The organism is Frondihabitans peucedani, from assembly GCF_039537585.1.
Taxonomy (GTDB): Bacteria; Actinomycetota; Actinomycetes; order Actinomycetales; family Microbacteriaceae; genus Frondihabitans; species Frondihabitans peucedani.
Map to the genome: position 1 here is coordinate 1 of NZ_BAABAU010000005.1, position 25,988 is coordinate 25,988.

Here is a 25,988-nt window from a genome sequence, read left to right on the forward strand (position 1 = left end):
CCTTGGTGGAGCCGGCGGTCAGGTTCAGGCCCGACCCGTCGTGCTCGAGGAGGCCCTGGACGTAGGGGCGGTAGTCGCCCTTGGGGGACCAGTACACGACCGAGCCGCCCGTGATGGGGAACTTGATCGTGCCGTCGGCAAGCGTCGCCGAGCCGTCAGTCGAGGGGGTCAGGCCGAGGCTCTTCAGCGCGGCGAGGAAGTTGCTGTCGAGGGCGACTCCGGTGTCACCGCCGAAGATCTCGGGGACCGCGGCGACGGGCGCCGGGATCTTCGCCGACGAGGCGGCGAGGTGGACGGAGGGGGCCGCGTTGGCGGCGGTGCCGATTCCGGCANACAGGTGAACGTTGTTGCCGCGTTCAGTGGGCGTTTGCCCGATGTGATGTGTTCGCCACAGACCCCGCAAGGGGTTTGGCGGGCCCTCATCTCGTTACCTCTTCGTGACCACTGAGACTTCGTCGCCTGTGTTGGCGGTCCGTCGTCCTCCGATCTGCGCTCACCCCGGCGCCCCGGCGCGTGTCCCCCTTAACGCTGTCATCCCTTCCGCGGACTCCCCCTTGGGGGATTGTCCGGCGGTGACGGCGAGCGGGACACTCAGCCCGTGCCCTCCTTGCTGCGTCACCTCCTCGTCCCCTTCGCGCGAACCCAGCCGATCTCCGTCGGAGGGCTCCGGGGCGTGCCGCGGCCGGATGACGCACCCCGGGCCCACGCGCCGGGCATCGACCCCGACCGGATCCTGGTGTTCGGCAACGGCGCGGCCGTCGGCTGGGGTGTCCGCAGCCACGGGCTCGCACTGCCGGGCCAGCTCGCCCAGCGGCTCTCCGCGCTCACCGGGCGCGGCACGGACGTCGACGCGGTCGCCGATCCTGCGATCACGATCGAGACGGCAGCCGCGGCCCTGCCCGCCGAGCGCCTCGCCGAGTACGACGCGATCGTCGTGGTGCTCGGGGTGAGCGACGCCCTCCGCCTGACCTCCGAGCGGCGCTGGCGGCGGGGGCTGTTCGACCTCATCGACGTCCTGAACGCCAGGGCCGCACCCAATGCGGAGGTCCTGATCGTCGGGATCCACCGGCCGAGCTCCATCCGCATCCTCTCTGTCAAGGAGGGCAGCTTCGTCGACCGTCACGCCGCCCGACTGGACGCCATCACCCGCGAGTTCTGCGACGCCCGCACCCACACGACCTTCGTCGCGCCGCCGGAGCGGCCCCGCTCCGCCCCGAGCGACGCCGAGCTCGGCCACACGTCGCCCGCGGCGACGGGCCTCGCCGCCGACGAGTTCCGCCGCTGGGCCGAGGGCCACGCCGAGCTCCTCGCGCCGCTCCTCGACCGCCACGTCGGCGACCGCCGGGCCGCGCGGAGCATCGACGAGCCCGCGCAGAGCGACGAGATCCGCCTCGCGGCGATCCGGGCTCTCGGCCTCCTCGACTCGCCTCCGGAGAAGCGCTTCGACGACATCACCGAGCGGGCACGCCTGCTGCTCGGGACCGCGGGAGCCGCCTTCTCGATCGTCGACGAGGACCGCCTCTACAACAAGTCGTTCTCGGGCGTCGGGGCCGTCGAGGTGCCGCTCCGCGGCGCCATGTGCGCCGTGACGATCAAGAGCGGCACGCCGTTCGTCGTCCCGGACGTCTGGCACGACGACCGCTTCGTCACGCACCCCGCCGTGCGCTTCTACGCCGGTCACCCGGTCGAGACGCCGGACGGCGTCCGCATCGGAGCCCTCTGCGTCACCGACCCGCACCCGCGCGGCGCGGAGAGCGTCGACCTCGTGCTGCTGCGCGAGCTCGCCCTGTCGGTGCAGCGGGAGCTCGCCGTCACCGCGCCGGTGGAGTCGGCGGCCGCCTGAGCACGGAGCGCTCGTCCGAGGGTGACCGCCCCACGCCCGCGGAGATCTAGGGCCGGGCCCGCCGCTCCGCCACGATCTCCTTGAGCGTCTCGTCGAGCCAGGGGTGCTCGAAGCGGTAGCCCGCCTCCGTCAGCCGCTCCGGCACCACCCACCGGCTCTTCAGCACGAGCTCCACCTCGGTCCGGATCGCCGCCGAGCCGAGCTCGAGCATCCAGCGCCAGGCCGGCAGGCCGAACGGCACGCCGAGCGCCCGCCGCAGATCGCGCATCATGGTCCGGTTGTCGCTGGGGTTCGGCGAGGACAGGTTCACGACACCGTCGATCTCGGCGTGCTCGCGGAGGAACCGGATGCTGCCGAGCACGTCGTCGATGTGGATCCAGCTGAACCGCTGCCGCCCGCCCCGAGCGCCCGGCGCGTGATACGTCCCGGCCTCGCGTCGCGCGCGTGTCGACGGCCAGGCGCCGTCGAGCTGCGGGCCGCCGAGCCCCGCCCTAGCGAGGTTCATCAGCGGCACCAGGGCGCTGCCGTCGCCGAGGACGATCGCCATCCGCAGGGCCACGCGACGGGTCGACGGGAGGTCGGCCGCGAAGAACTCGTCCTCCCAGGTCGTCGCGATCGAGACCGAGAAGCCGGTTCCGATCTCGCCGGTCGACTCGGTCATCGGCCGGTCCTCGGCGTGCCGGTAGATCGTGGCGGTGGAGGAGTTCAGCCACAGGGGCGGGGGCGTCTCCGCGGCTCTGATGGCGGTGGCGAGCTCGCGCGTGGTCTCGATCCTGGAGCGCAGGATCTCCTGCCGGTCGCCCTCCCCGTAGCGGCAGTTCACGCTCTTCCCCGCGAGGTTGATCACGAGGTCGGCGCCGTCGACGAGCCGGGTGATGGCGCTCGTGTCGCCCCAGGCGGCGTCGGGCCCGGTGCGGCCGATGAGCGCGACGTCGGCGCCCTCGCGTCGGAATGCGTCGGCGAGGTGCGAGCCGATGAAGCCCGAGGCTCCGGCGAGCACGATCCTGTCGGTCATGGTGTTCCCCCTGGTCGGTCGGTCGAGGCGTCCGCGGCGCGGACGGCGTAGTCGAAGTGCCCGGAGTACTCGTAGATCCGGCCGAGGACCGGCAGCCGGAGCTCGACCGACACGTGCTGGCGGCCGGCCTCGTCGTCGAAGCGCTCCACGAGCTCGACCGTGGGCGACAGGGGCCGCAGGATCTCGACGTGCCACGGCCCGATGCGGAGCCCGACCCGGTCGCCGTGCAGGTGCAGCTCCCCGCCGATCACCGACGCCCGCAGCCGCGTGGTCACCCTCCGGGCCGTGCCGAGGTGGTCGACAAGGTGCAGGGCTGCGCCACCCGAGCCGCCCGAGCCACCGGTGCCGTCGGACGCGGGCTCTGCCGTGATGGCGTCGATCATCGTCCGCTCGCCCCTGCCGAAGAGGAAGGTGCGCCTCGCCGAGACGGCGGTGCTGCCGCGGGAGTCGACGACGGGCCGGTTCTCCACGGTGAAGGGGACGTCGTGCTCCCAGGCGGGGAAGGCGACGCCGGCGCGCGCCAGCACGGCGAGGGCGGGCCACAGCCAGCGACGCGGGGTGCCGACGCGGTCGAAGGTGCCGGAGCCGCGGCCGACGCTGCCCGGAGGGATCTCGCCGAAGTACGCCGCGAGGCGCGGGTGGAGATCGGCGAGGCGGTGCCCCAGCACGAGCTCGTAGGGCGAGGGCATGCCCCGACGGTACTGCCGCCCGGGCCGCCCCAGCGTGAGGATCCCTCGATGTCGAGGGTTCCGCGCCGAGCCCTCCGGATCGGTCGAGGCGGCCCGTGCGGTCGAGGCGGCCGGTGCGGCCGGCCCCGTCTCAGTCGTGAGGCGTCTGGTCTTCGAGGACGGCGTCGACCGCCACTCCGCGGACCGCGTCGATGCCGTTCTGCGCCGCGCCCTTGGTGGCGTAGCTCTCGGAGGTCGCGATCACCTCGCCGTTCTGCGCGACCAGGGTGAAGTGGAACGAGCCCGACTCCGACCTCGTGAGGATGTACTTGCCGCCGCGTGCTGCCATCTCGGTGTCCTGTCGTCGGTCGAGCGCTGGTGGAGAGGGAAGCTGGTCGGAGGGAGCCGGTCTGTGAAGGCCTGGCCGGTCTGCGAGGTGCTAGTCGGAGAGCAGGACGCCGAGCGCGCTCTTCAGCGCCTCGCGGTCGCGCCGGAGCTTGGCCACCTCGGCCTCGAGCTCGGCGACGCGGGCCTCGCTCGCGGCGGCGGCCGATGGCCGGCCGGGGGAGCGTCTGGCCGGCGCCTCGGGCGCGGCAGCGGTCGGTGCGGCGCTGGTCTGCGAGGAAGCGGCCTGTGCAGCGGTCTGGGGGACCGCGGCGAGCGGCGTCGCCGCCTGCGGGGTCGGAGGAGAGGCGGGTGCCGACTCGGTCGCAGCCTCCTCCTCGGGGGCGTTGACCTTCTCCCACGCGCGGATCCAGCCCCGGAGCGACTGCTCGCCGACCTGGAACTCCTCCGCCGTCTCGCGGATGATGCTCCGGTTGCCCGGCTCGGCCGCTCGCCGCTCGAGGACTCGGGCCAGCGAGGCGTCTCGCGTCTCGCTGGTGTACTTCTGTTCGAACGGCATGCGTGAGTCTCCTGGTCGGTGTGACAGTACGGCTCGGGTTATATGCGCATATTAGCCCCGTCAGCGATATGGAAACGAGCGGGCGGGGTGCGAGTCGCCCGTGGGGAGTCGAAAAAGGGCTCGTCCTGTCGGAATTCCCCGGCCGGACGCCTTAAGGTCGATGTGTGTGGCGAGTGGACAGAGATCAGGACGACGGCGACGGGAACGAGTCCGACGTGCCGTTCCGCGCGCCCGACAACACCACGGCACCGCACACGCTGAGCCTCGGTGAGCCGGGCCTCCAGGTGGGCAACGTGGCCGAGCCGGTCTGGGAGTCGTGGCGCAGCCGCCTGGCCCACGTCGGCGGCACCTCGACCCTCCTGCACTTCCGCGACGCCCCGCGCACGCGGATCGAGCTGAGCACCACGCACCCCGGCGGCCTCGCCCAGTTCATCACGGGCAAGACGACCCTGCTGTCGAGCCTGATCCGCGACGACCTCGCGCTCCGCGCCGCCCGCCTCGCCGCCGGCGAGATCGCCGCCAAGGGGCTCGAGCTCCAGGCCGTCCGCGGCATCGACGCCGTGCACCTCGCCATCGGCGTCGCCCACTGGACCTTCTCGGGCGAGTCGTTCCGCGCGCCGCTCCTCCTGCGCCCGCTCGCGATCCGGCGCCACGGCCGCGACTTCGAGGTCAAGCTGCTCGGCAGCCCCTTCCTGAACCCGGCCCTCGCCGACGCTCTCCACGACCAGTTCGGCATCGTGCTCGACGCGTCGGCCTTCGTCGCGCTCGCCGACCGGGAGGGCTCGTTCACGCCCAACCCGGTGATCGACCGCCTCCGCGGCCTCACCGCGCACCTCGACGGCTTCACCGTCCAGCCGCGCCTCGTGGTCTCGTCGTTCGCCGATGTCGCGGCCGACATGGTCGAAGACGCCCGCGAGCTCAGCCACCCGGTGCTCGACGCGCTGGCCGGCAACCCGACCTCGCTGCAGCAGATCCGCTCGTCGTACCGCCCCGTCTCGCCGACCCCGCAAGACGAGCGGAGCCCCGAGACCGACACGCTCCTCCTCGACGCCGACGGCGAGCAGGAGAACGTCGTGGCGCAGATCACGGCGGGCAACTCGGTCGTCGTGAAGACGCTCCCCGGCACGGGCGGCACCCAGACCATCGTCAACACCATCGGCACCCTGGTCGCCCAGAACAAGCGCGTGCTCGTCGTCAGCGCCCGGCGCGCGACCCTCCGCGGCATCTCCGCGCGTCTCACCGAGATCGGCCTGCCCGGCGTCGCCGTGTCGCCGGCCACGCTCCGCCGCGACGTCATCAAGGCCATCGCCCGCAACGAGAAGGCGAAGCAGCCCGGCATGGCCGAGGTCGACGACGCGCTCGTGCGGCTCCGCCGGGTGCTCGTGGACTACCGCGGCGCTCTGAGCCGGAGGGATCCTGCGCTCGGGGTCTCGGTGCTCGACTGCCTGACCGAGCTCGCGCGCCTCGCTCTGCTGCCCGCCGCTCCCGCGACCACCGCGAGGCTCAGCCGGCACAGCGTCGAGTCCATGGTCGAGGGCCGCGGCCGCGTGGCCGAGACCATGGTCGGCGCGGCGAACCTCGGCGAGTTCCGCTACGGCCCGGGCGACTCGCCCTGGTACGGCGCCCGCTTCGACGACGGTCAGGGCGGCGGCAGCCTCACCGCGGGCCAGGCGCACCAGCTCGCGAAGAACCTCTACCACCGCGACGTGCCGCACCTCCTCGAGCGGGCCGGCGAGGTCGTCGGCGCCACACGGATGCGGCCGTTCGTCAGCATCCACGAGCTCGGCATCTACCTGCGCCTGCTGGCCGACGTCCGCGACACCCTCGACAAGTTCCTGCCGGTGGTCTTCGACCGCTCGGTGACCGAGCTCGTCGAGGCGACGTCCGGGCGCCGCGACGGCGACATGAGCGGGTCGAACCGCCGCCGCCTGAAGAAGCTCGCCCGCGAGTACGTCCGTCCGGGCATGCACGTCCCCGACCTCCACGAGGCCCTCGAGCGCGTGCAGCAGCAGCGGATCCTCTGGCAGCGCTACGTCGCGGCGGGCACGCCGCCCGAGGTGCCGACCGGCGTGACCGACGCCCTCTCGCTCTACACCCACGTGGCCGCCGACCTGGCGCAGCTCGACCGGCCGCTCGGCCTGACCGGCGACGACCTCCTCGAGCAGATCGGCATCGACGAGCTCCAGCAGAAGCTCCAGGTGCTCGCCGCCGAGAGCGACGTGCTGAACAACCTCCAGGAGCGCACCGAGCTGATGACGACGCTCCGCGACCTGGAGCTCGCACCGCTCATCACCGACCTCGCGAACCGCCACGTCCCCGAGGCCCAGGTCGCCGCCGAGCTCGAGCTCGCCTGGTGGCGCTCGGCGCTCGAGTCGCTCCTCGAGGCCGACCGCGCGCTCCTCGGCGCCAACACGCCGATGCTCGACCGCCTCGAGGCCGACTTCCGCCTCGTCGACGAGGCGCACGCAGCAGGCTCCGCCCAGTCGCTCGGGTGGCAGCTCGCCGAGAACTGGAAGCTCGGCCTCGTCGACTGGCCCGAGGAGGCCGCGCAGCTCAAGCAGCTGCTGCGGCACGACCGGGTGAGCAGCCGCCTCCTGCAGGATGCCGCGCCCCACCTCTCGCGCTCCGTCGCGCCGGTCTGGATCGCGTCGCCGTACGAGGTGCACAGGATCGCCGACACCGTCCCGTTCGACACCGTCATCCTGGTCGACGCCGGTGCGACGACCCTCGCCGAGAACGTCGGTGCGATCCGGCGCGGCCGGCAGACCGTCGCGTTCGGCGACCCGGTGACCGAGACGCCGTCCGACTTCTCCATCGCCGTGGCGCCGTTCGTCGACGAGCAGCCGCCCGTCCGGCCGACGCGCTCCGTGACGACCGAGGCCGGCGACGCCGAGGGGGAGCACCACGACGCCGACTTCGACGCGGTCGCCACGGCCGAGTCGCGACTGTCCGAACTGCACGAGGAGTCGGCACTCGCCCGCCTCTCCACGATCCTGCCCACGCTCGCCCTGACGCGCAGCTACCGGGCCGGCGGCGAAGACCTGGCCGAGCTGGTCAACCGGCGCTTCTACGGCGGCCGCATCGAGTCGCTGCCCTGGGCGGGGAGCTTCCTCGGCCACGGCAGCATCGCGCTCGACTACGTCTCCGGCGGCACGGCGATCCCCGATCCCGAGTCCGGAGCCGTCGAGAGCGTCGACGCCGAGGTCGACCGGGTCACTGCCCTGGTGCTCGAGCACGCCCGCACGCGCCCGGCCGAGTCGCTGATGGTGATCACCGCCTCCGCCAAGCACGCCGTGCGCGTGCAGCAGGCTGTGCTCACCGCCGTCTCCGGCCACAAAGACCTCACCGAGTTCGTCGTGGGCGACCGCCGCGAGCCGTTCATGGTCGCGACCCTCGAGCAGAGCGTCGCCCAGAGCCGCGACCACGTCATCTTCTCGATCGGCTACGGCCGCACCCCGCACGGCCGCGTGCTGAGCGACTTCGGCTCGCTCGGTCAGCCCGGCGGCGAGCGGCTGCTCGCGGTCGCGATGACCCGGGCCCGGCGGTCCATGGTGATCGTGACCTGCTTCCAGCCGAGCGACATCGACGCCGACCGGATGGGCCACGGCACGGTCGCGCTCTCGGAGATCCTGAGCGAGGTCCAGGTCCGGACCACCGCCGAGCACGTGCCCGACGACAGCGATCCCATGCTGGTCGACCTGGCCAGGAGGCTGGAGGCGAAGGGCATCCCCGTCGCCCTCGGACACCGCGGCAAGCTCGGCCTGGTCTGCGCCAACGACGGCGTCTGCGTGACGATCGAGACCGACTCGACCCTGGTCGCGTCGAGCCTCCGCGAGTCGCTGCGGCTGCGTCCCGAGATCCTGCGCCGGCTCGGCTGGCACTACGTGCGGGTGCACGCGTTCCAGCTGTTCACCGACCCCGACGCCGTCGCGACCCGCATCGCGGACGTCCTGGGGCTCGGTGCGTCGCACACGCAGCCGGTGCCGATCCAGACCGGCCCCGGCGTCGCTGCGCGCCAGCACGTCAACTCGCACTAGAGGCTCGCCGATGGTCGACGACGCGCAGGATCACGCCTCCGCCACCCCGGCGGAGCCCCCGCGCGGCCGTCGCCGACCCGGCCGCCGGGTCACCACGGAGCCCGCGCCCGGGAGCGACCCGACCCCGGCCCCGATCGACCGACGTCGCGACACGCACGACAACGACGCCCGCCTGAAGGCCGACAAGCCGCCGCACTGGGGCTGAGGGCGGCTGTCGCTCTCCTCCCGAAGCCGAGAGGGCCGAAACGCACGGTCCCACTGTCGTGAGCGTGCGTTTCGGCCCTCTCGTTGCGGCGCCGGCGCCGGCCAGCGGCGCCGGCAGCAGCAGGCGGCTAGGCGGAGGGGATGCCGGGCACGCCCGTCGTGCCGGTGGGGGTCGGCGGGTCGACGGGGGCCGCGTGCGAGCCGTGCGTGTCGCCGAGCGACGTGTTCTGCGCCCGCAGCAGGTCGCGGATCTCGCTGAGCAGCTCGACGTCGGTGGGCGGCACCTCGGTGGGGGTGCCCTCCGTCTCCTTCTGCTTGGCGAACGCCGTCTTCAGCAGGTGGTTGATCGGCAGGACGAGGCAGAAGTAGACGACCGCGGCGATGATCAGGAAGTTGATCGCGGAGCCGATCACCGCGCCGAACAGCAGGGTCGCCGGCTTGCCGCCGCCGAGAGTCGGGATGTCGACCTTGAGGGCATCGTCGAGCATCTGCGCCTTGAACAGCGCGCCGATGAGCGGATTGAAGATGTTGGTCACGAGCGACGTGACGATGGCGGTGAACGCAGCACCGATGACGACCGCGACGGCCAGATCGATGACATTGCCGCGCAGGATGAACTCTTTGAAGCCCTTCACAGGTGCTCCTTCGGTCGAGGGACGGGGCGTGGAACGAGAGTGTGAGGCTCCGTCGACTCAACCAGAAGCTGCGGGATGACGCTAGGAGGAGCTGCCCGACCCGCCGGAGGGCTTCGAGCCGGACGACTTCGCGGGGGAGGACGAGGAGGAGGAGGAGGCGGGCTTCGAGTCGGCCTTGGTGGTGCTGCCGGATCCTGCGCCGTCGCCCTTCGAGGAGGAGGAGTCGGACGAGGACGACGATCCGGACGAGCCGGAGCCGGACGAGCCGGAGCCCGGCGAGCCGGAGCCCGACGAGCCGGGCTTCGCGCGCGAGTCGGTGCGGTAGAAGCCGGAGCCGTTGAACGTGACGCCGACCGGGCTGAAGACCTTGCGGAGCCTGCCGCCGCAGACCGGGCAGACGGTCAGCGAATCGTCGGAGAACGACTGGTGGATGTCGAAGGCGTTGTCGCACTCGGTGCAACGGTAGGAGTAGGTGGGCACGGGAGACCTCTCGCCGGGCTAGAAGCGGTGGATGCCGGAGGGCGTGACGACGCCGTCGACCGGCTGGTCGTGCCGCTCGCTCGGCACCTGCTCGACGTACTCGCTGTCGAACACCACAGCATAAACCGGCGGCCGCTTCTCCATCGAACCGAGCGTCTTGTCGAAGTAGCCCTTGCCCCAGCCCATGCGCATGCCGGTGTGGTCGATCTGGGCCGCGGGCACCACGATCAGGTCGACGTCGCAGATGGCCATCGGGCTCAGGACCTCGCCCACCGGCTCGGGCAGGCCGAAGAGGCCCTCGGTCTCCGACTCGAAGTCGGTCGAGACCGCCCAGTCGAGCAGGCCGTCCGCCCTCGTGATCGGGAACAGCACCCGGATGCCCCGCTCGTTCGCCCAGTTGAGGAACGGCCGCGTGTTCGGCTCGAAGGCGGCCGACAGGTACGCCGACATCGACTTCACCCCGAGGCTCGACGCGAGCTCGACGAGGTGGCGGGTCAGCGACTCGGTCGACGACGAGGCCTCCGTGTCGGTCATCGCGCGGCGCCTCGAACGGAGCTCTTTCCGGAGGACGCGTTTGGCGTCGCCTACGAGATCGGTCATGTGCGCAATCTTAACCGCACGGTAACGCGACAAATAGATACGCTGATCGGCATGGGATTCACCATTTCTAAAGCCGTCATTCCCGCAGCAGGGTTGGGAACACGATTCCTCCCCGCAACCAAAGCCATCCCGAAGGAGATGCTCGCGGTCGTCGACAAGCCGGCCATCCAGTACGTGGTCGAAGAGGCGGTGGCAGCCGGGCTCACCGACGTGCTGATGATCACCGGCCGCAACAAGAACGCGCTCGAGAACCACTTCGACCACGTGTCGGAGCTCGAGGAGAGCCTCCGCAAGAAGGGCGACCACGACAAGCTCGCCAAGGTCAACCAGTCCACCGACCTGGCCGACATGCACTACGTGCGCCAGGGCGACCCGCTCGGCCTCGGCCACGCCGTCCTGCGCGCCAAGATGCACGTCGGTCGCGAGCCGTTCGCGGTCCTGCTCGGCGACGACATCATCGACGCGCGCGACCCGCTCCTCAGCCGCATGATCGAGGTCCAGGGCAAGAAGAACGCCTCGGTCGTCGCGCTGCTCGAGGTTCCCGAGTCGATGACGCACCTCTACGGCGTCGCCACGGTCGAGACCACCGACGAGGACGACGTCGTGAAGATCACCGGCCTCGTCGAGAAGCCCCCGCAGGGCGAAGCGCCCTCGAACCTCGCCATCATCGGCCGCTACGTGCTGCGTCCCGAGGTGTTCGACGTGCTCGAGAAGCAGGCGCCCGGCAAGGGCGGCGAGATCCAGCTGACCGACGCCCTCGAGAAGATGGCCGGCGCCGACGAGTGGACCGGCGGCGTGTACGGCGTCGTGTTCCGGGGCCGCCGCTACGACACCGGTGACAAACTCGACTACATCAAGGCGATCATCCAGCTCGCCAGCGACCGCGACGACCTCGGCTCCGACCTCAAGTCGTGGCTGAAGGAGTACACGTCCGGCCTCGAGTAGGCCGCCCGAGACAGGTAGAGACCAAGAAGTGACCACCATCCCCACGCTGGCGTCGGGACGGGTCGGAATCCGACCCCTGCGCCTGCGTGACACCCGCGACCTCGATCGCGCTCTGGCGGAGAACCGCTCGTGGCTCCGCCAGTGGGAGGCCACCAACCCGCACGGTTTCACGACCATCGACGTGAGGTCGAGCATCCGCTCGCTGCAGACCAATGCACGGGCGGGGCTCGGCCTCCCGTTCGCGATCGAGCTCGACCAGCGGTTCGTCGGGCAGCTCAACGTGTCGGGCATCACCTACGGCTCGCTCGCCTCGGCGACCATCGGCTACTGGGTCACCCAGTCGGCCGCCGGCCACAACGCGACGCCCACCGCGGTCGCGCTGGCCACCGACCACTGCTTCCAGCGGCTGGGCCTCCACCGCATGGAGATCTGCATCCGGCCCGAGAACGGCCCCTCGCTCCGCGTGGTCGAGAAGCTCGGCTTCCGGTACGAGGGGCTCCGCCGCCGCTACATCCACATCAACGGCGACTGGCGCGACCACTTCTGCTTCGGCCTCGTGGCCGAGGAGGTGCCGGAGGGGGTGCTCCGCCGCTGGCTCGACGGGCGGGTGCCTCCCGGGCAGGGGAGCGTGCCGCCGGAGGCGCTGGCGGAGGCCGCGCGGCCGTGAGCTGAGCCCCGCACGACGCTGAACCCTCGCGATCGGCTGCCGCGGTGGTCCTAGGACCACCGCGGCAGCCGGACGGGAGGGTTTTGGTGATCCTGCTCGGACACACCCGGCGATGGCGCGAGTTGAGACGCCGCCGCCTCCTACCCTTGCCACCATGGGAATCGGGTCGTGGGGTGGAGGTATCGTCCTCGGGCTGGTCGCCGTGCTCTGGCTGGTGTACCTGATCCCGTCGTGGGCCAAGCGCCAGCAGTACCTCGCCACCGAGCGGAACGCCGTCCGCCTGCAGCAGACGCTCCGCATCCTGGCTCAGACCGCCGAACTCCCCGAGGAGGTCCGCGTCGAGGCCAACGCCAAGTCGGTCGCCACGGCGCAGAAGATCCTCCGCTCCGAGGAGGCCAAGCGCGAGGCCATCCGCCGAGCCCAGGAGGCCGCACGTCAGCGGGCCATCACCCGCGAGCTCGCGGCGACCGGGCCTGCTCTCCGTGCCGCGGACTCCGATCCTGCGATGGCCGCCCGTCGCCTGCGCCGCACCCGTCTCGTCTCGACCCTCGTTCTCGTCGCCGGCCTCGTCGGCTTCGTGCTGGGGGTCACCGGCATGGGCTGGCTGCTCGCGGTCACGGGATCGATCGCCTCGGTCGGGTCCGTGCTCGTCCTCGTGCAGCTCGCCGCCGTCTCGCAGGCCCGGGCTCGCCGCGCGGTCTCGGCCCCCGTCGCCGCCGGCGCTCCGGTCGCTCAGCCGTTCCAGGACTTCGCCCCGCAGACGTCCGACGCCGGTTCGCCCTCCGCGTCGGTCGAAGCCGAGAGCGCGCAGGATCCCGCTGCCGCTGGCACCTCGACCGACGCCCGCGAGTGGACCCCCGTCGCCCTGCCCCGCCCGCTCTACCTCCGCCGCGGGAGTGCCCGCGCGCTGGCCCGCTCCTCCGCCGTGGCCTCGTCTCCGACGTCGGCCGCCGACACGGACGCCCTGCGCGAGGCCGCGACGCGCTCGGCCGAGCAGCTCCGCCAGCAGCAGGATGCCGCACGCCTCGAGGCCCAGCGCCAGGCCCTCCGCGAGGTGGCTCGGGCCGAGGCGGCGCTGCAGACGCATCGGGATGGTGGGGCTGTGGCGCGTGGTGGTGGTGCTGGTGCTTCTGGTGCTGGTGCCGCTGGTGCGCCTGCTGCTGGTGCGGCTGCTGCCGGCGCTTCTGGCGTCGGAGCTGAGGCTGCGCCTGCTGCGCCTCCGGTCGCTCGCGTCGAGGTTGCTGCCCCGGTGGCGCCCGCCCAGTCGAGCCGCTTCGCTCGGATGGGCTACGTCGACGAGACCGACCTCGAGGAGCTGCGGATCGACGAGATCCTGCAGCGTCGCCGCGCCGTCTGATCCTGCTCGCTCCCGGTGGTCTGGAGCGGGCCTCCACGGGTGCTATCGTGGAACCGCAGTTTGGGGCTATGGCGCAGTTGGTAGCGCGTCTCGTTCGCAATGAGAAGGTCAGGGGTTCGAATCCCCTTAGCTCCACCACAGGATCGGTCCTCTCCGGTTCGCACTCGATGAGTGCGACGGGGAGGGCCGATTCTTCTTTGCCCGGACGCCCACACATCGGCGCGGCGCAGCGCACCCGTAGGCTGGAACCGTGCCCGACGACGCAGCGCAGCCCACCCGCATCGAACTGATCCTCACCAGGCCGGCCATCGGCTGGTACCCGAAGCCGACCGTCGTGGTCGGCGGGCGCGGGCATCCTGCGCAGTGGGGCACGGGCACGTGGCAGGTCGAGCCCGGCGAGAGCGTGGGGGTGTTCCTGTTCAACCGCCTGTGGAGGTTCGGCGCAGCCGAGGCCGTCGTCGCTGCCGGCACCACGACGCTGCGGTACCGCGCGCCGCTCCTGCCGGTCGGGCGCGGGCGGCTCCGGTAGGCGGGGCGGGCGTCGCTGGGGCGTCTGGCCTGCGTCCTGTGTTCTTCCCTTCCGTACATATGGACGGAGATTCTCGGCGGTGTCGCATAACGAAGGAGATCCTGCTGATTCTGCGAAAGTGAGGGGGATCGGAGGGGCATCGGGCGAGTATCTCCGTCCATTTGTTCGCCGGACCCTCCAGGAACGAGGATCTCCGTCCATTTGTACGCAGCACCCCCGCAGAACAAGGATCTCCGTACATATGGACGGAGATTCTCGGCGGTGTCGCATAACGAAGGAGATCCTGCTGATTCTGCGAAAGTGAGGCGGATCGGAGGGGTGTCGGTCGAGAATCTCCGTCCATATGCACGGAGCAAGGCCAGGCAGACCCAGGATCTCCGTCCATATGCACGCACGCAGCAACCAGCAGGCAGGCCCCGCCCCGTGTAGCAGGATGGACGGGTGCGCTCCGACCTGATCACCCGCCTCCGTCACGACCTCGACCGCTCGCTGTTCACGGTCGCCCGGCTGACGGGAGCGGGTGCGTGGGGCGCCACGGGCGGGGCCGCCCTGTTCCGCGGGGAGCGCATCGCCGCCCGACGCGCGCTGGCGAGCCGCCGCCCCGCGTCGCCCGAGGAGCGCGCCTCCGACACGCTCGCGCTGCTCTTCGTGCTCGGCTACCCGCAGCCCGCGGAGGACGTCGCCGCAGCCCTGCCGACCCTGGGGCTCGACGGCGCAGAAGAGCTGGCCCTGCTCGAACGCACCGCCGACACCCCCGTCACGGTCCGTCCCCTCGTCGACCTGCGGCCGTACTCGTTCGTCGACTCCGCCGGCGAGGCCGCCTGGTGGATCGCCTCCGACCTCGGCGAGCTCGCCCTCCAGGGGCCCCTCCGCGAAGACCACGTCCTCGGCATCGGCGGCGCATCGACGACGCTCAGCGGCCTGATGATCCCGCGGCCCGTCGAGCGCGCTCTCGACCTCGGCACCGGCTGCGGGATCCAGGCGATGCACGCTGCCCGCCACGCAAGGCACGTCGTCGCCACCGACATCTCCGAGCGGGCCCTCGACTTCGCCCGCTTCAACGCCGAGCTGAACCTCATCGACGGCATCGAGTTCCGCCTCGGCAGCCTGTTCGAGCCGGTCAGCGGCGAGCGGTTCGATCACATCGTCTCGAACCCGCCGTTCGTCATCACCCCGCGCACCGAGGGTGTCCCGTCGTACGAGTACCGCGACGGCGGCATGGTGGGCGACGCGCTCGTGGCGACCGTCGTCGAGCAGGCCGCGGCGCACCTGACCCCGGGCGGTGTCGCGCAGTTCCTCGGCAACTGGGAGACCGGCCGCGGCTCCAAGCGCGGGGCGTACTCGGTGGTCGACTGGGTTGCGCGCGGCGGCGCTTCCGACGGCGCTCACGACGAGAACGCCGCACCGGTCGACATCTGGGTCGTGGAGCGCGAGATGCAGGATCCCGCCACCTACGCCGAGACCTGGATCCGCGACGGCGGCACGCGCCCAGGCACAGCAGACTTCGAGCGCCTCTACGAGGCCTGGCTCGACGACTTCGAGGCGCGGGGCGTCAGCGAGGTCGGCTTCGGGTACATCACCCTCCGACGCGCGCAGGATCCCGCAACTCACCCTGCGCAGACCATCGAGCGTCTCGCAGGCGCTCTCGGCGGCAACGACACCGGACTCGGTTCGCACGTGCTCGAGTGCCTCGACGCGCAGGACGCCCTCCGCTCGCTCTCCGACGGCGAGCTCCTGCTCCAGACGCTCCGGGTCGCCGGCGACGTCACCGAGGAGCGGCACTACTGGCCGGGCAACGACGATCCGACGGTGATCACCCTCCGTCAGGGCGGCGGTTTCGCGCGCACCGTCGAGTCGGGCACCGCCCTGTCCGCGCTGGTCGGGGCCTGCGACGGGGACCTCAGCGTCGGTGCGATCGTGGGTGCGCTCGCGCAGCTGCTCGACGTGCCGGAGGACGACCTCCTCGCCGAGCTGGTGCCGCGGGTGCGCGAACTGGTGCGGTGCGCGATCCTGCGTCTCTGACCCCCGCACGTGCGGGCGGAGCACGACCCTGACAATCCGCCGACAGTGAGGAACCGCGAGGTCACCCGGACGACTGACGCAGCACCGGTGGCACCGGCCGTACCGTCAGGGCCATGGGGAAAATCACACGAATCACAGCCGTCGCGGCAACCGCAGCACTCGTCTTCACAGGCAGCCTCGCCGCCACCTCGGCCTCGGCCGCCACCGCCGATCCGCTCACGCGGGTCGACTCCGTCTCGATCGCACCGTCCGGGTTCGTCCTGCTGCACGGCACGACGAGGATCACCACGGTCCCCGACCGCACGACGTCGACCGCCGTCGCCACTCTGACGCGCGTGCTCGGCACGCCGAAGGTCGTGAAGGGCACGCCCGGCGACGGCACGAACGTCTGCACGGTCGTCCCGACGACCTACACCTGGGGCTCGGGGCTCCGGATCACCGACAAGCGGACGGCGAAGCAGACCTCTTTCACGGTGGAGATCACGAAGGGCATCGTCGCCGGTCGGACGCGCGGCGCGGTCATCCTGGAGGGGCCGAAGGGGGAGAAGGTCGGTCAGAGCGGAGCGGCGCTCATAGCGAACGCCCCGGCCTCGCACCGCGCGAAGATCGCCTACACGAACCCGGTGCGGTACCAGGTCCTGCTGGCGCCCGACGCGGGCAGCACGGCGAAGTCCGTGACCGGGGTCGTCGCGACCACTCAGGGCACCGGGTCGGCCACCAGGATCGTGCTGATCGACTCGCACTTCCGGGTCGGGCAGCTCGACGGCTGCTGACACGGAGGCAGCTCCGGGCGCAATCACCCGCAAATCACCCGGTATGCCTATGCAAAGGCATATAAGTTGGAATCGCACTCGGCTGGTTACCGAGGCACCACGTCCACAACCGACCCGTCGCGCGGCAGTCACCTGATCCGATTCCGCTCGCCGGCCACCGGGGACGTGTCGATGCGCCCCTGTCCGCCTCGTGCGTCGACGGGGGCGCATCCCTCTCTCGGCGCCCGGGACAGCGGATGTAGGGCAGGATCGAAGCACCATGCCTGACGCCCCACTCGCCGCCCTGCTGTCCGCCTACTACGGACCCAACGACACCACGGGCGACGGCACCTTCGACCCCGACACCGTCTACACGGACTTCGCGGGGTGGGCCGAGTCGCGCGGGCTCCCGCTGTATCCGGCGCAGGACGAGGCCATGATCGAACTCGTGTCGGGGGCGTCGGTGATCCTGAGCACGCCCACCGGCACGGGGAAGTCGCTCGTCGCGGCCGGCGCCCACTTCGTCGCGCTCGCGACCGGCAGGCGCAGCTACTACACCGCGCCGATCAAGGCGCTCGTGAGCGAGAAGTTCTTCGCCCTCGTCGACCTGTTCGGGCCGGAGAACGTCGGCATGGTCACCGGCGACTCGTCGGTGAACGCCGACGCCCCGATCATCTGCTGCACCGCCGAGATCCTGGCGAACCTCGCGCTCCGGCACGGCCCGGCCGCGGAGGTCGGGCAGGTCGTGATGGACGAGTTCCACTTCTACGCCGACCCGTCGCGCGGCTGGGCCTGGCAGGTGCCGCTGCTGCTGCTCCCGGACGTGCAGTTCCTGCTGATGTCGGCGACGCTCGGCGACGTCGAGAAGATCAGCGACGACCTCGGCCGCCGCACCGGCAAGCCGGTCGCGCTCGTCACCGGCGTCGAGCGGCCGGTGCCGCTGCACTACTTCTACGCGACGACGCCCGTGCACGAGACCGTCGAGGAGCTCCTGTCGACCGGCGAGGCGCCCATCTACGTGGTGCACTTCTCGCAGGCGGCCGCGCTCGAGCGCGCCCAGGCCCTGTCGAGCCTCAAGATCGCCACCCGCGAGCAGCGCGACGAGATCGGCACGCTCATCGCGGGCTTCCGCTTCTCGACCGGCTTCGGCAAGACCCTGAACCGCCTCGTGCGCGCCGGCATCGGAGTGCACCACGCCGGCATGCTGCCGAAGTACCGGCGGCTCGTCGAGCAGCTCGCCCAGCGCGGGCTCCTCCGGGTCATCTGCGGCACCGACACGCTCGGCGTCGGCATCAACGTGCCGATCCGAACCGTGCTCCTGACGGCCCTCACGAAGTTCGACGGCACCAGGATGCGGCAGCTCACCGCCCGCGAGTTCCACCAGGTCGCGGGGCGCGCCGGCCGGGCCGGCTACGACACGGCCGGGACGGTCACTCTCCAGGCACCCGAGCACGAGATCGACAACCTGCAGCAGATCAAGAAGGCCGGCGACGACCCGAAGAAGAAGCGGAAGATCATCCGCAAGAAGGCCCCGGAGGGCTTCGTGTCGTGGGGCGAGCCGTCGTTCTTCAAGCTGATCGACGCCGAGCCGGAGCCGCTCACCTCGAGCATGCAGATCACGCACGCCATGCTCCTCAACGTGATCGCCCGCGGCGGCGACGTCTTCGGCAACGTGCGAGCGCTCGTGTTCGAGAACCACTCGTCGCCCGCGCAGCAGTTCGCGCTCGCCCGGCAGGCGATCTCGATCTACCGAGCGCTGCGCGAGTCGGGCGTCGTGGAGCAGCTGCCGGGTGTGGCGACCGCGGGAGACCAGGATCCTGCACCCCGCATCCAGCTGACGGTCGATCTGCAACCGAACTTCGCCCTCAACCAGCCGCTGTCGCCCTTCGCGCTCGCGACGTTCGAGGTGCTCGACCCCGAGTCCGACACGTACGCGCTCGACATGGTCTCGGTGGTCGAGTCGACGCTCGACGACCCGCGGCCGATCCTGTCGCAGCAGCAGTTCAAGGCGCGCGGCGAGGCCGTGGCGGCGATGAAGCAGGAGGGCATCGAGTACGACCAGCGCATGGAGCTGCTCGAGGAGGTCACCTGGCCGAAGCCCCTCGACGAGCTGCTCGGCGCGCTGTTCGAGACGTACAAGGCGTCGCAGCCGTGGATCGGCGACTTCGAGCTGTCGCCGAAGTCGGTCGTGCGCGACCTCTACGAGCGGGCGATGACGTTCGGCGACTACGTGAACTTCTACGGGCTCGCCCGGTCGGAGGGCCTCGTGCTGCGCTACCTGTCGGACGCGTACCGCGCGCTCCGGCAGACGATCCCGAACGAGTCCAAGACCGACGACCTGCTCGACATCATCGAGTGGCTCGGCGAGCTCGTCCGGCAGGTCGACTCCTCGCTGCTCGACGAGTGGGAGGAGATGGTCAACCCGACCGAGATCGCCGCGCAGGATCAGATCGTCCCTCCCGTTCTCCGGACCCTCACCGGCAACCACCGCGCCTTCCGCGTGCTGGTGCGGAACGAGCTGTTCCGGCGCGTGCAGCTCGCCGCCCTCGACGAAGCGACCGCCCTCGCCGAGCTCGACGCTGCCGCCGGCTTCGGAGTCGACGAGTGGGGTGCGGCCCTCGACGGGTACTACGCCGAGTACGACTCGATCGGCACCGGGCCCGACGCCCGGAGCGCCGCCCTCCTCGTCGTGTCGGAGGGGCCCACCGCGTGGGAGGTGCGCCAGATCTTCGACGACCCGGCCGGCGACCACGACTGGGGCATCACCGGCACCGTCGACCTCGCGGAGTCGAACGAGCAGGGCGTCGCGGTCCTGCGGGTGACCGCGGTGGGGCCGGTGGCGGGGGTGTAGCGCTGCGCCTGCGGGGTGCTCGCGCCCCTGGTGTGGATCGCGGTGCCGTGCAACGTCTGGCGGACAAGGCACCGTGCCGCGGCAGGGTGTTTTGTCCGTGCAACGGTGGGCGGCACACCATCGGCGCTCAGTGCTGCGCGGCTCTCAGCATGCGGTACCACCGCGGGAGAAGGAACGACGGAAGCCAGAACCAGCTCACGATGGTCAGGAGTGCCGACAGCATGCCGAGCATCAGCAGAAAAGCCGCGACGGCAGCAGCACCCGCACCAGCCAGCGCAGAGCCGACCGAGAGAAGCACGCCGCACAGCCCCGCGTAGAAGAGCAGGAACCCGAGATTGGTCCAGCCCGCCCGTTCGGCCCACCCCCGCCAGACACCGGCGTACGCCAACACACCGAGAAGCAGGCCCGCCGCGCCCACGATGCCCGTCCAGAGGATGATCATCTCGGCGTCGAGTCGCGCTAGAAGAGCGCCGGCGGCTCCACCGGCGCAGCAGCAGCCTCCGCCGACACGGTCGTGACGGGCTTGCCCGGCCACCCCGGCCCGGACGGCACGGGCTTCCGCGCCTGGTAGGCCTCAGCAGCGGTGCGGGCCCGGATGTCGGCCGCCTCGTTCATCACGTGGCCCACGTGACCGCGGACCCACTCGAAGGTCACGCGCCGCCCCTGAAGGGCCTCGTCGAGCTCCTTGATGATCTCGACGTTCATGACGGGCTTGCCGTCGGCCTTCCGCCAGCCCTTCCGCTTCCAGCCCGCCATCCACTCGGTGCACGCCTTGATCGCGTACTGGCTGTCGCACAGGATCAGGAGGTCGTCGTCCTCGTCGGCCGTGGCGCGGAGCAGCTCGAGGACGGCCGTGAGCTCGCCGACGTTGTTCGTGTTGCGGGGCCAGCCGCCTGCAGCCCAGCGGTCGTCGTCGACGTACCACGCCCATCCTGCAGGCCCCGGGTTTCCGAGGGCGGATCCGTCTGCGGCGGCGCGAATGGTCACGGGGGCTCCTTGCTGGTTCTGCGGGTTGCCCGTCAACGGTACAGGCCCGCGCGCGGCGAGGGGACCGCCGCCTAGCCGACCTCGTCGGGGTGCGAGCCCACGCGCTCGCCGGAGTCGAGGGCGTCGATCGCCGCCGTCTCGTCAGGCGTCAGATCGAAGCCGAAGACGTCGAGGTTCTCGGCGATGCGCGACGGCGTGACCGACTTCGGGATCACCACGAGCCCCTGCTGCAGGTGCCAGCGGAGCACGACCTGGGCGGTGGAGATGTCGTGGGCGCTCGCGATCCTGAGCAGGACGGGGTCTTCCAGGATGCGGCCGCGCGCGAGAGGGGACCAGGCCTCGGTCACGATGTGGCGGGCCTCGCCGAACGCCCGGAGCTCGCGCTGCTGCAGCCACGGCTGCACCTCGACCTGGTTGATCACCGGCACGACGTCGGTCTCGCCCAGGAGCCGCTCGAGGTGGTGCGTCTGGAAGTTGGACACGCCGATCGATCGGGCCCGCCCCTCCTGCCGGATCCTCTCCATCGCGCGGTAGGTCTCGACGTAGAGGTCCTGTCGCGGGGCCGGCCAGTGGATGAGGTAGAGGTCGACGACGTCGAGTCCGAGCTTCGCCAGGCTCCGGTCGAAGGAGTGGAGGGTCGAGTCGTAGCCCTGCTGGTCGTTCCAGACCTTGGTGGTGACGTAGACGTCGTCGCGGTCGACGCCCGAGGCGGCCAGCGCGCGGCCGACACCGGCCTCGTTGCCGTAGTACTCGGCTGTGTCGAGGTGGCGGTAGCCGAGCTCGAGCGCGGTGGCGACAGTGCGCTCGGCCTCGTCGTCGTCGACCTTGTAGACCCCGAGGCCGAGCTGCGGGATCGAGTTGCCGTCGTTCAGCCGGATCCGGGGGACAGCGTCGGGAGTCATGCCTCGATTATCGGCCCCGCGTCTGACCGGCGGCCGCTGCGGGGGCTCGCGTGTGCGCAGAGGAGGGTCGCGGCGAGAGCGAGGGTCAGCTCGCCTGGACCGGCACGGGCTCGGTGTCGGCGATCGGGCTGGCGTCGGTGCCGCGGAGGTCGGGCAGCACCCGCTTGAAGATGACGGGCACGAGGGCGCCGAGGAGGGCGAACCCGGCGGCGACGCTGAGGCCGCCGACGGTGCCGTTCTGGTCGATCAGGACGCCGGCGATGGCCGAGCCGATGGCCGCGCCGATGAGCTGCCCGGTGCCCGACCAGCCGTAGGCCTCGGCCGTGTCGCTGAAGCGGACGCTGGAGGAGATGATTGCGAACATGACCGCGAGGGCGGGCGCGATGCCGACGCCGGCGATCAGCAGGGTGGCGCAGAGCCAGACGAACGAGGTCGGGATGATGACGGTGAGGGCGATGCCGACGAAGACGATGGCCATCCGGATCGGCAGCGACCACGGGCCGACGGCGAGGTGGCCGAGGAGGAGTCCGCCGGCGAGCGACCCGAGCGCGAAGACGGCCAGAACGAAGCCGGAGTTCGGGCTCCCGTCGCCGAACGCGCTGATGACGCCGGCCTCGACCGCGGAGCAGGTGCCGATCAGGAGGAAGCCGGTGACCGTCGAGAGCAGCACCGTCGGCCGCGCCAGCACCTTGCCGAACGAGCGCTTGCTCTTGGGGATGCGCACGCGGCCGACCTCGGGGGACGCCACGAACCACGCCCCGCCGCCGATCAGGAACGCAGCCGCCACCAGGATCGCGTAGACCGTGCCGATCTGCGTGCCGACGAACGTCGTGATGACGGGGCCGAGCACCCAGATGAGCTCCTGCGCGGAGGCGTCGAGGGAGAAGAGGGGAGTGAGCTGCGTCGAGTTGACCATCTTGGGGTAGATGGTGCGGACGGCGGGCTGCACCGGCGGCACGCTCAGGCCGGCGATGAAGCCGACCACCATGTAGAGGACGAGCGAGAGGGGCGCCAGGGCGAAGACGAGAAGGCTGACGACGCACACGGAGAGGGTCAGCAGGAGGACGGGACGCATGCCCCACTGGCCCATCCAGCGGCTCGTGAGGGGGCCCGAGATGGCCTGCCCGATGCTCGTCGCGGCGAGCACGAGGCCCGCGGCGCCGTAGGAGCCGGTGTTGTGCTCGACGTGGAGCAGGAAGGCGAGCGAGAGCATGCCGAACGGGAACCGGGCCGTCAGCTGTGCGGCGATGATCCGCGCTACGCCCGGCGTCTTGAGGAGATTCGAATAGGCGCCCACGAGGGAGCAAGTCTACGGAAGAAGGCGACACGCCGTGCCTCCGAAATGAGGCCGGGGGATTCTTATCCACAAGCGCGATGTCGGTGGTGTGGAGGAGCCTGTGCAGAGAGGCGCAAATCCGGGGATAACGATCCCCAGCAGTGGCAAAACCTGTGGATAATCCGGATCACGTAATTACACGGCTGTAACACTGCATCTAGTTGTGCCTTCCGATGTCGGCCCCTAGATGTAGTATCGATCCACACCAAGCACCACCACTGCTCGAGAGCGTCGGGGGCCGTGACCAGCTTCATCCGGATCATTCCGGAGGCAGCCCCACCCACCCGCGAGACGAGGTCCGAGAGGGCCCGTCCACCGGGAATCCGACACCCCGACAGAGCGTTCCATCTCACGAGTCGAGACCCGGCCGAAAGTCTCGGATCCGGCCTCATCAACAAGGGGAAACCATGGCAATCACCGTCTACACCAAGCCGTCCTGCGTCCAGTGCACCGCCACCTACCGCGCGCTCGACAACAAGGGCATCGAGTACGAGGTCTTCGACGTCTCCGTCGACGAGAAGGCCCTCGAGACCGTCAAGGCCCTCGGCTACCTCCAGGCCCCCGTCGTCATCACCGACGAAGACCACTGGTCGGGCTTCCGCCCCGACAAGATCGCCGGCCTCGCCGCCGCGATCGCGTAGCACCTCCCGGAGCTCAGCCGTGACCCACCTGATCTACTTCTCGAGCGTCTCGGGCAACACCGCCCGATTCGTCGAGAAGGTCGGTGTGCCGGCCGAGCGCATCCCGCTCTTCCCGAGCGACGAGCCCCTTCTCGCACGCGACCCCTACGTCCTCGTCCTGCCCACCTACGGCGGCGGCGAGAGCGGGGGCGCCGTGCCGAAGCAGGTGATCCGGTTCCTCAACGACGAGGGCAACCGGTCGCTCATCCGAGGCGTGATCGCCACGGGCAACACCAACTTCGGAGAGGGCTACTGCCTGGCCGGCGACATCGTCGCGGCCAAGTGCCGGGTGCCCCTCCTCTACCGTGTCGAGGTCTTCGGCACGCCAGACGATGTCTCAGCAGTACAAGAAGGATTGGACCAATTTTGGACGCAGCAGTCGATGACCTCGAAGTGATCTCGGCTCCCGCTGGGCTCTCCGGCACCCAGGGGCTGGACTACCACGCGCTGAACGCGATGCTCAACCTCTACGGCCCGAACGGCGAGATCCAGTTCGACAAAGACCGTGAGGCTGCGAAGCAGTACTTCCTGCAGCACGTGAACCAGAACACGGTCTTCTTCCACAACCTCAAGGAGCGCCTCGACTACCTGGTCGAGAACGACTACTACGAGCAGGCGACGATCGACCTGTACGACTTCGCCTTCATCGAGAAGCTGAACGACCTGGCGTACTCGAAGAAGTTCCGCTTCCAGACCTTCCTCGGTGCGTTCAAGTACTACACCTCGTACACGCTCAAGACCTTCGACGGAAAGCGCTACCTCGAGCGCTTCGAAGACCGCGTCGTCATGACCGCCCTCGGCCTCGCCCAGGGCGACGAGAAGCTGGCCGTCGACCTCGTCGATGAGATCATCGCCGGCCGCTTCCAGCCGGCGACCCCGACCTTCCTCAACACGGCGAAGGCCCAGCGCGGCGAGCTCGTCTCGTGCTTCCTGCTGCGCATCGAAGACAACATGGAGTCGATCTCCCGCGGCATCAACTCGTCGCTGCAGCTGTCGAAGCGCGGCGGCGGCGTCGCCCTGTCGCTGTCGAACATCCGCGAGGCCGGCGCCCCGATCAAGCAGATCGAGAACCAGTCCTCGGGCATCATCCCCGTCATGAAGCTCCTCGAAGACAGCTTCAGCTACGCGAACCAGCTCGGCGCACGCCAGGGCGCGGGCGCTGTGTACCTCTCGGCGCACCACCCCGACATCCTGCGCTTCCTCGACACCAAGCGCGAGAACGCCGACGAGAAGATCCGCATCAAGACGCTGTCCCTCGGCGTCGTCGTGCCCGACATCACGTTCGAGCTGGCGAAGAAAGACGAGGACATGTACCTCTTCTCGCCGTACGACGTCGAGCGCGTCTACGGCATCCCCTTCGGCGACATCTCGATCAGCGACAAGTACCGCGAGATGGTCGACGACTCGCGCATCAAGAAGACCAAGATCAACGCCCGCGAGTTCTTCCAGACCATCGCCGAGATCCAGTTCGAGTCGGGCTACCCGTACATCGTGTTCGAGGACACGGTGAACAAGGCCAACCCCATCAAGGGCCGGATCAACATGTCGAACCTGTGCAGCGAGATCCTGCAGGTCAACACGCCGACCACGTTCAACGAAGACCTGTCGTACAACGAGATCGGCAAAGACATCTCGTGCAACCTCGGATCGATGAACATCGCCCTGGCGATGGACAGCGAGAACTTCGGCCGCACGGTCGAGACCGCGATCCGCGGCCTCACCGCGGTCAGCGACATGAGCCACATCTCGTCGGTCCGCTCCATCGAGGTCGGCAACGACTCGTCGCACGCCATCGGCCTCGGCCAGATGAACCTGCACGGCTACCTGGCGCGCGAGCACGTGCACTACGGCACCGAAGAGGCCATCGACTTCACGAACATCTACTTCTACACGGTGCTGTTCCACGCCCTGCGCGCCTCGAACGCGATCGCGATCGAGCGGAAGACGACCTTCGGCGGCTTCGAGGACTCCAAGTACGCCGACGGCACGTTCTTCGACAAGTACACCGAGCAGGAGTGGGTGCCGCAGACGGCCCGCGCCGCTTCGCTGTTCTCCGACGCGAACGTCGAGATCCCGACCCAGGACGACTGGCGCGCCCTCAAGGCCAGCGTCATGGAGCACGGTCTGTACAACCAGAACCTCCAGGCCGTCCCGCCGACCGGTTCGATCTCGTACATCAACCACTCGACCTCGTCGATCCACCCGATCGCCTCGAAGATCGAGATCCGCAAGGAGGGCAAGCTCGGCCGCGTGTACTACCCGGCGCCGTTCATGACGAACGACAACCTCGAGTACTACACCGACGCGTACGAGATCGGCCCCGAGAAGATCATCGACACCTATGCCGCGGCCACGCAGCACGTCGACCAGGGCCTCTCGCTGACCCTGTTCTTCAAAGACACCGCCACCACGCGCGACATCAACAAGGCGCAGATCTACGCGTGGCGCAAGGGCATCAAGACGATCTACTACATCCGTCTCCGTCAGCTCGCGCTCGAGGGCACCGAGGTCGACGGCTGCGTCAGCTGCATGCTGTGAGCCGCAGGCTCACGATGCACGCTCCGAGCCTCGCCA

Annotated in this window: 24 protein-coding genes and 1 tRNA gene; 14 read left to right on the forward strand and 11 right to left on the reverse strand. The window is 70.2% G+C overall.

Annotation, left to right across the window (positions count from 1 at the left end):
• The first annotated feature begins 598 nt into the window (after window positions 1–598).
• Entirely contained in the window at window positions 599–1,843 is a 1,245-nt protein-coding gene (locus ABD733_RS15985) for a GAF domain-containing protein (protein ID WP_344798042.1), read from the forward strand.
• Window positions 1,844–1,889: 46 nt separating this feature from the next.
• Here ABD733_RS15985 and ABD733_RS15990 read toward each other — a convergent pair whose 3' ends face one another.
• From ABD733_RS15990 to ABD733_RS16005, 4 genes are all read right to left on the reverse strand, one after another.
• The gene (locus ABD733_RS15990; RefSeq protein ID WP_344798044.1) at window positions 1,890–2,858 is read right to left on the reverse strand and encodes an epimerase; all 969 of its coding nucleotides are present in this window, start codon (window positions 2,856–2,858) and stop codon (window positions 1,890–1,892) included.
• Complete coding sequence (locus tag ABD733_RS15995) at window positions 2,855–3,547, reverse strand: DUF4166 domain-containing protein (protein ID WP_344798046.1); 693 nt, start codon at window positions 3,545–3,547, stop codon at window positions 2,855–2,857. The genes ABD733_RS15990 and ABD733_RS15995 overlap by 4 nt, the downstream gene beginning before the upstream one ends.
• A 130-nt stretch (window positions 3,548–3,677) precedes the next feature.
• Window positions 3,678–3,875 carry a YegP family protein gene (locus ABD733_RS16000; RefSeq protein ID WP_344798048.1) on the reverse strand — a complete coding sequence of 66 codons (198 nt, stop codon included), beginning with the start codon at window positions 3,873–3,875 and terminating at the stop codon, window positions 3,678–3,680.
• Between the two features lie 90 nt (window positions 3,876–3,965).
• On the reverse strand, window positions 3,966–4,430 hold the full coding sequence (locus ABD733_RS16005; RefSeq protein ID WP_344798050.1) for a hypothetical protein: 465 nt from the start codon (window positions 4,428–4,430) through the stop codon (window positions 3,966–3,968).
• Window positions 4,431–4,594: 164 nt separating this feature from the next.
• On the opposite strand from ABD733_RS16005, the gene ABD733_RS16010 reads away from it, so the two are divergent.
• Entirely contained in the window at window positions 4,595–8,467 is a 3,873-nt protein-coding gene (locus tag ABD733_RS16010) for an AAA family ATPase (RefSeq protein WP_425552942.1), read from the forward strand.
• A 10-nt stretch (window positions 8,468–8,477) separates the two neighbouring features.
• Window positions 8,478–8,672 carry a hypothetical protein gene (locus tag ABD733_RS16015; protein ID WP_344798052.1) on the forward strand — a complete coding sequence of 65 codons (195 nt, stop codon included), beginning with the start codon at window positions 8,478–8,480 and terminating at the stop codon, window positions 8,670–8,672.
• Window positions 8,673–8,799: 127 nt separating this feature from the next.
• Here ABD733_RS16015 and mscL read toward each other — a convergent pair whose 3' ends face one another.
• From mscL to ABD733_RS16030, 3 genes are all read right to left on the reverse strand, one after another.
• The gene (gene mscL / locus ABD733_RS16020; RefSeq protein ID WP_344798054.1) at window positions 8,800–9,306 is read right to left on the reverse strand and encodes a large conductance mechanosensitive channel protein MscL; all 507 of its coding nucleotides are present in this window, start codon (window positions 9,304–9,306) and stop codon (window positions 8,800–8,802) included.
• A gap of 81 nt (window positions 9,307–9,387) precedes the next feature.
• Complete coding sequence (locus ABD733_RS16025; RefSeq protein ID WP_344798056.1) at window positions 9,388–9,786, reverse strand: FmdB family zinc ribbon protein; 399 nt, start codon at window positions 9,784–9,786, stop codon at window positions 9,388–9,390.
• A gap of 18 nt (window positions 9,787–9,804) precedes the next feature.
• Window positions 9,805–10,386, reverse strand: coding sequence for a 5-formyltetrahydrofolate cyclo-ligase (locus ABD733_RS16030; RefSeq protein WP_344798058.1), 582 nt, complete (start codon window positions 10,384–10,386; stop codon window positions 9,805–9,807).
• A 51-nt stretch (window positions 10,387–10,437) separates the two neighbouring features.
• On the opposite strand from ABD733_RS16030, the gene galU reads away from it, so the two are divergent.
• From galU to ABD733_RS16070, 8 genes are all read left to right on the forward strand, one after another.
• Entirely contained in the window at window positions 10,438–11,331 is an 894-nt protein-coding gene (galU, locus tag ABD733_RS16035) for a UTP--glucose-1-phosphate uridylyltransferase GalU (RefSeq protein ID WP_344798060.1), read from the forward strand.
• A 28-nt stretch (window positions 11,332–11,359) separates the two neighbouring features.
• Complete coding sequence (locus tag ABD733_RS16040) at window positions 11,360–11,998, forward strand: GNAT family N-acetyltransferase (RefSeq protein ID WP_344798062.1); 639 nt, start codon at window positions 11,360–11,362, stop codon at window positions 11,996–11,998.
• A 154-nt stretch (window positions 11,999–12,152) separates the two neighbouring features.
• A complete protein-coding gene (locus ABD733_RS16045; RefSeq protein ID WP_344798064.1) occupies window positions 12,153–13,355 on the forward strand; it encodes a DUF3040 domain-containing protein in 1,203 nt (400 codons plus the stop codon).
• 62 nt (window positions 13,356–13,417) lie between these two features.
• A tRNA-Ala gene (locus ABD733_RS16050) sits at window positions 13,418–13,493 on the forward strand.
• Window positions 13,494–13,605: 112 nt separating this feature from the next.
• On the forward strand, window positions 13,606–13,884 hold the full coding sequence (locus ABD733_RS16055; protein WP_344798066.1) for a hypothetical protein: 279 nt from the start codon (window positions 13,606–13,608) through the stop codon (window positions 13,882–13,884).
• A 441-nt stretch (window positions 13,885–14,325) separates the two neighbouring features.
• Entirely contained in the window at window positions 14,326–15,906 is a 1,581-nt protein-coding gene (locus ABD733_RS16060; RefSeq protein ID WP_344798068.1) for a DUF7059 domain-containing protein, read from the forward strand.
• 113 nt (window positions 15,907–16,019) lie between these two features.
• Window positions 16,020–16,679, forward strand: a complete 660-nt coding sequence (locus ABD733_RS16065; RefSeq protein ID WP_344798070.1) for a hypothetical protein — start codon at window positions 16,020–16,022, stop codon at window positions 16,677–16,679.
• 259 nt (window positions 16,680–16,938) lie between these two features.
• Window positions 16,939–19,509 carry a DEAD/DEAH box helicase gene (locus ABD733_RS16070; protein WP_344798072.1) on the forward strand — a complete coding sequence of 857 codons (2,571 nt, stop codon included), beginning with the start codon at window positions 16,939–16,941 and terminating at the stop codon, window positions 19,507–19,509.
• Between the two features lie 127 nt (window positions 19,510–19,636).
• On the opposite strand, the gene ABD733_RS16075 is transcribed toward ABD733_RS16070, so the two are convergent.
• From ABD733_RS16075 to ABD733_RS16090, 4 genes are all read right to left on the reverse strand, one after another.
• Window positions 19,637–19,951 carry a hypothetical protein gene (locus tag ABD733_RS16075; RefSeq protein WP_344798074.1) on the reverse strand — a complete coding sequence of 105 codons (315 nt, stop codon included), beginning with the start codon at window positions 19,949–19,951 and terminating at the stop codon, window positions 19,637–19,639.
• Window positions 19,952–19,968: 17 nt separating this feature from the next.
• On the reverse strand, window positions 19,969–20,496 hold the full coding sequence (locus tag ABD733_RS16080; RefSeq protein WP_344798076.1) for a ribonuclease H family protein: 528 nt from the start codon (window positions 20,494–20,496) through the stop codon (window positions 19,969–19,971).
• A gap of 71 nt (window positions 20,497–20,567) precedes the next feature.
• Window positions 20,568–21,398 (reverse strand): aldo/keto reductase, encoded by an 831-nt coding sequence (locus ABD733_RS16085; protein WP_344798078.1) that lies wholly within the window; start codon window positions 21,396–21,398, stop codon window positions 20,568–20,570.
• 85 nt (window positions 21,399–21,483) lie between these two features.
• The gene (locus ABD733_RS16090) at window positions 21,484–22,695 is read right to left on the reverse strand and encodes an MFS transporter (RefSeq protein ID WP_344798080.1); all 1,212 of its coding nucleotides are present in this window, start codon (window positions 22,693–22,695) and stop codon (window positions 21,484–21,486) included.
• Between the two features lie 446 nt (window positions 22,696–23,141).
• Between ABD733_RS16090 and nrdH the strand changes: the two genes are divergently transcribed.
• The 3 genes from nrdH to nrdE are packed head-to-tail and all read left to right on the forward strand — an operon-like array spanning window position 23,142 to window position 25,952.
• Entirely contained in the window at window positions 23,142–23,375 is a 234-nt protein-coding gene (gene nrdH, locus ABD733_RS16095; protein WP_344798082.1) for a glutaredoxin-like protein NrdH, read from the forward strand.
• A gap of 19 nt (window positions 23,376–23,394) precedes the next feature.
• The gene (nrdI, locus tag ABD733_RS16100) at window positions 23,395–23,811 is read left to right on the forward strand and encodes a class Ib ribonucleoside-diphosphate reductase assembly flavoprotein NrdI (protein WP_344798084.1); all 417 of its coding nucleotides are present in this window, start codon (window positions 23,395–23,397) and stop codon (window positions 23,809–23,811) included.
• Complete coding sequence (nrdE, locus tag ABD733_RS16105; protein ID WP_344798086.1) at window positions 23,808–25,952, forward strand: class 1b ribonucleoside-diphosphate reductase subunit alpha; 2,145 nt, start codon at window positions 23,808–23,810, stop codon at window positions 25,950–25,952. The genes nrdI and nrdE overlap by 4 nt, the downstream gene beginning before the upstream one ends.
• The last annotated feature ends 36 nt before the right edge of the window (window positions 25,953–25,988 follow it).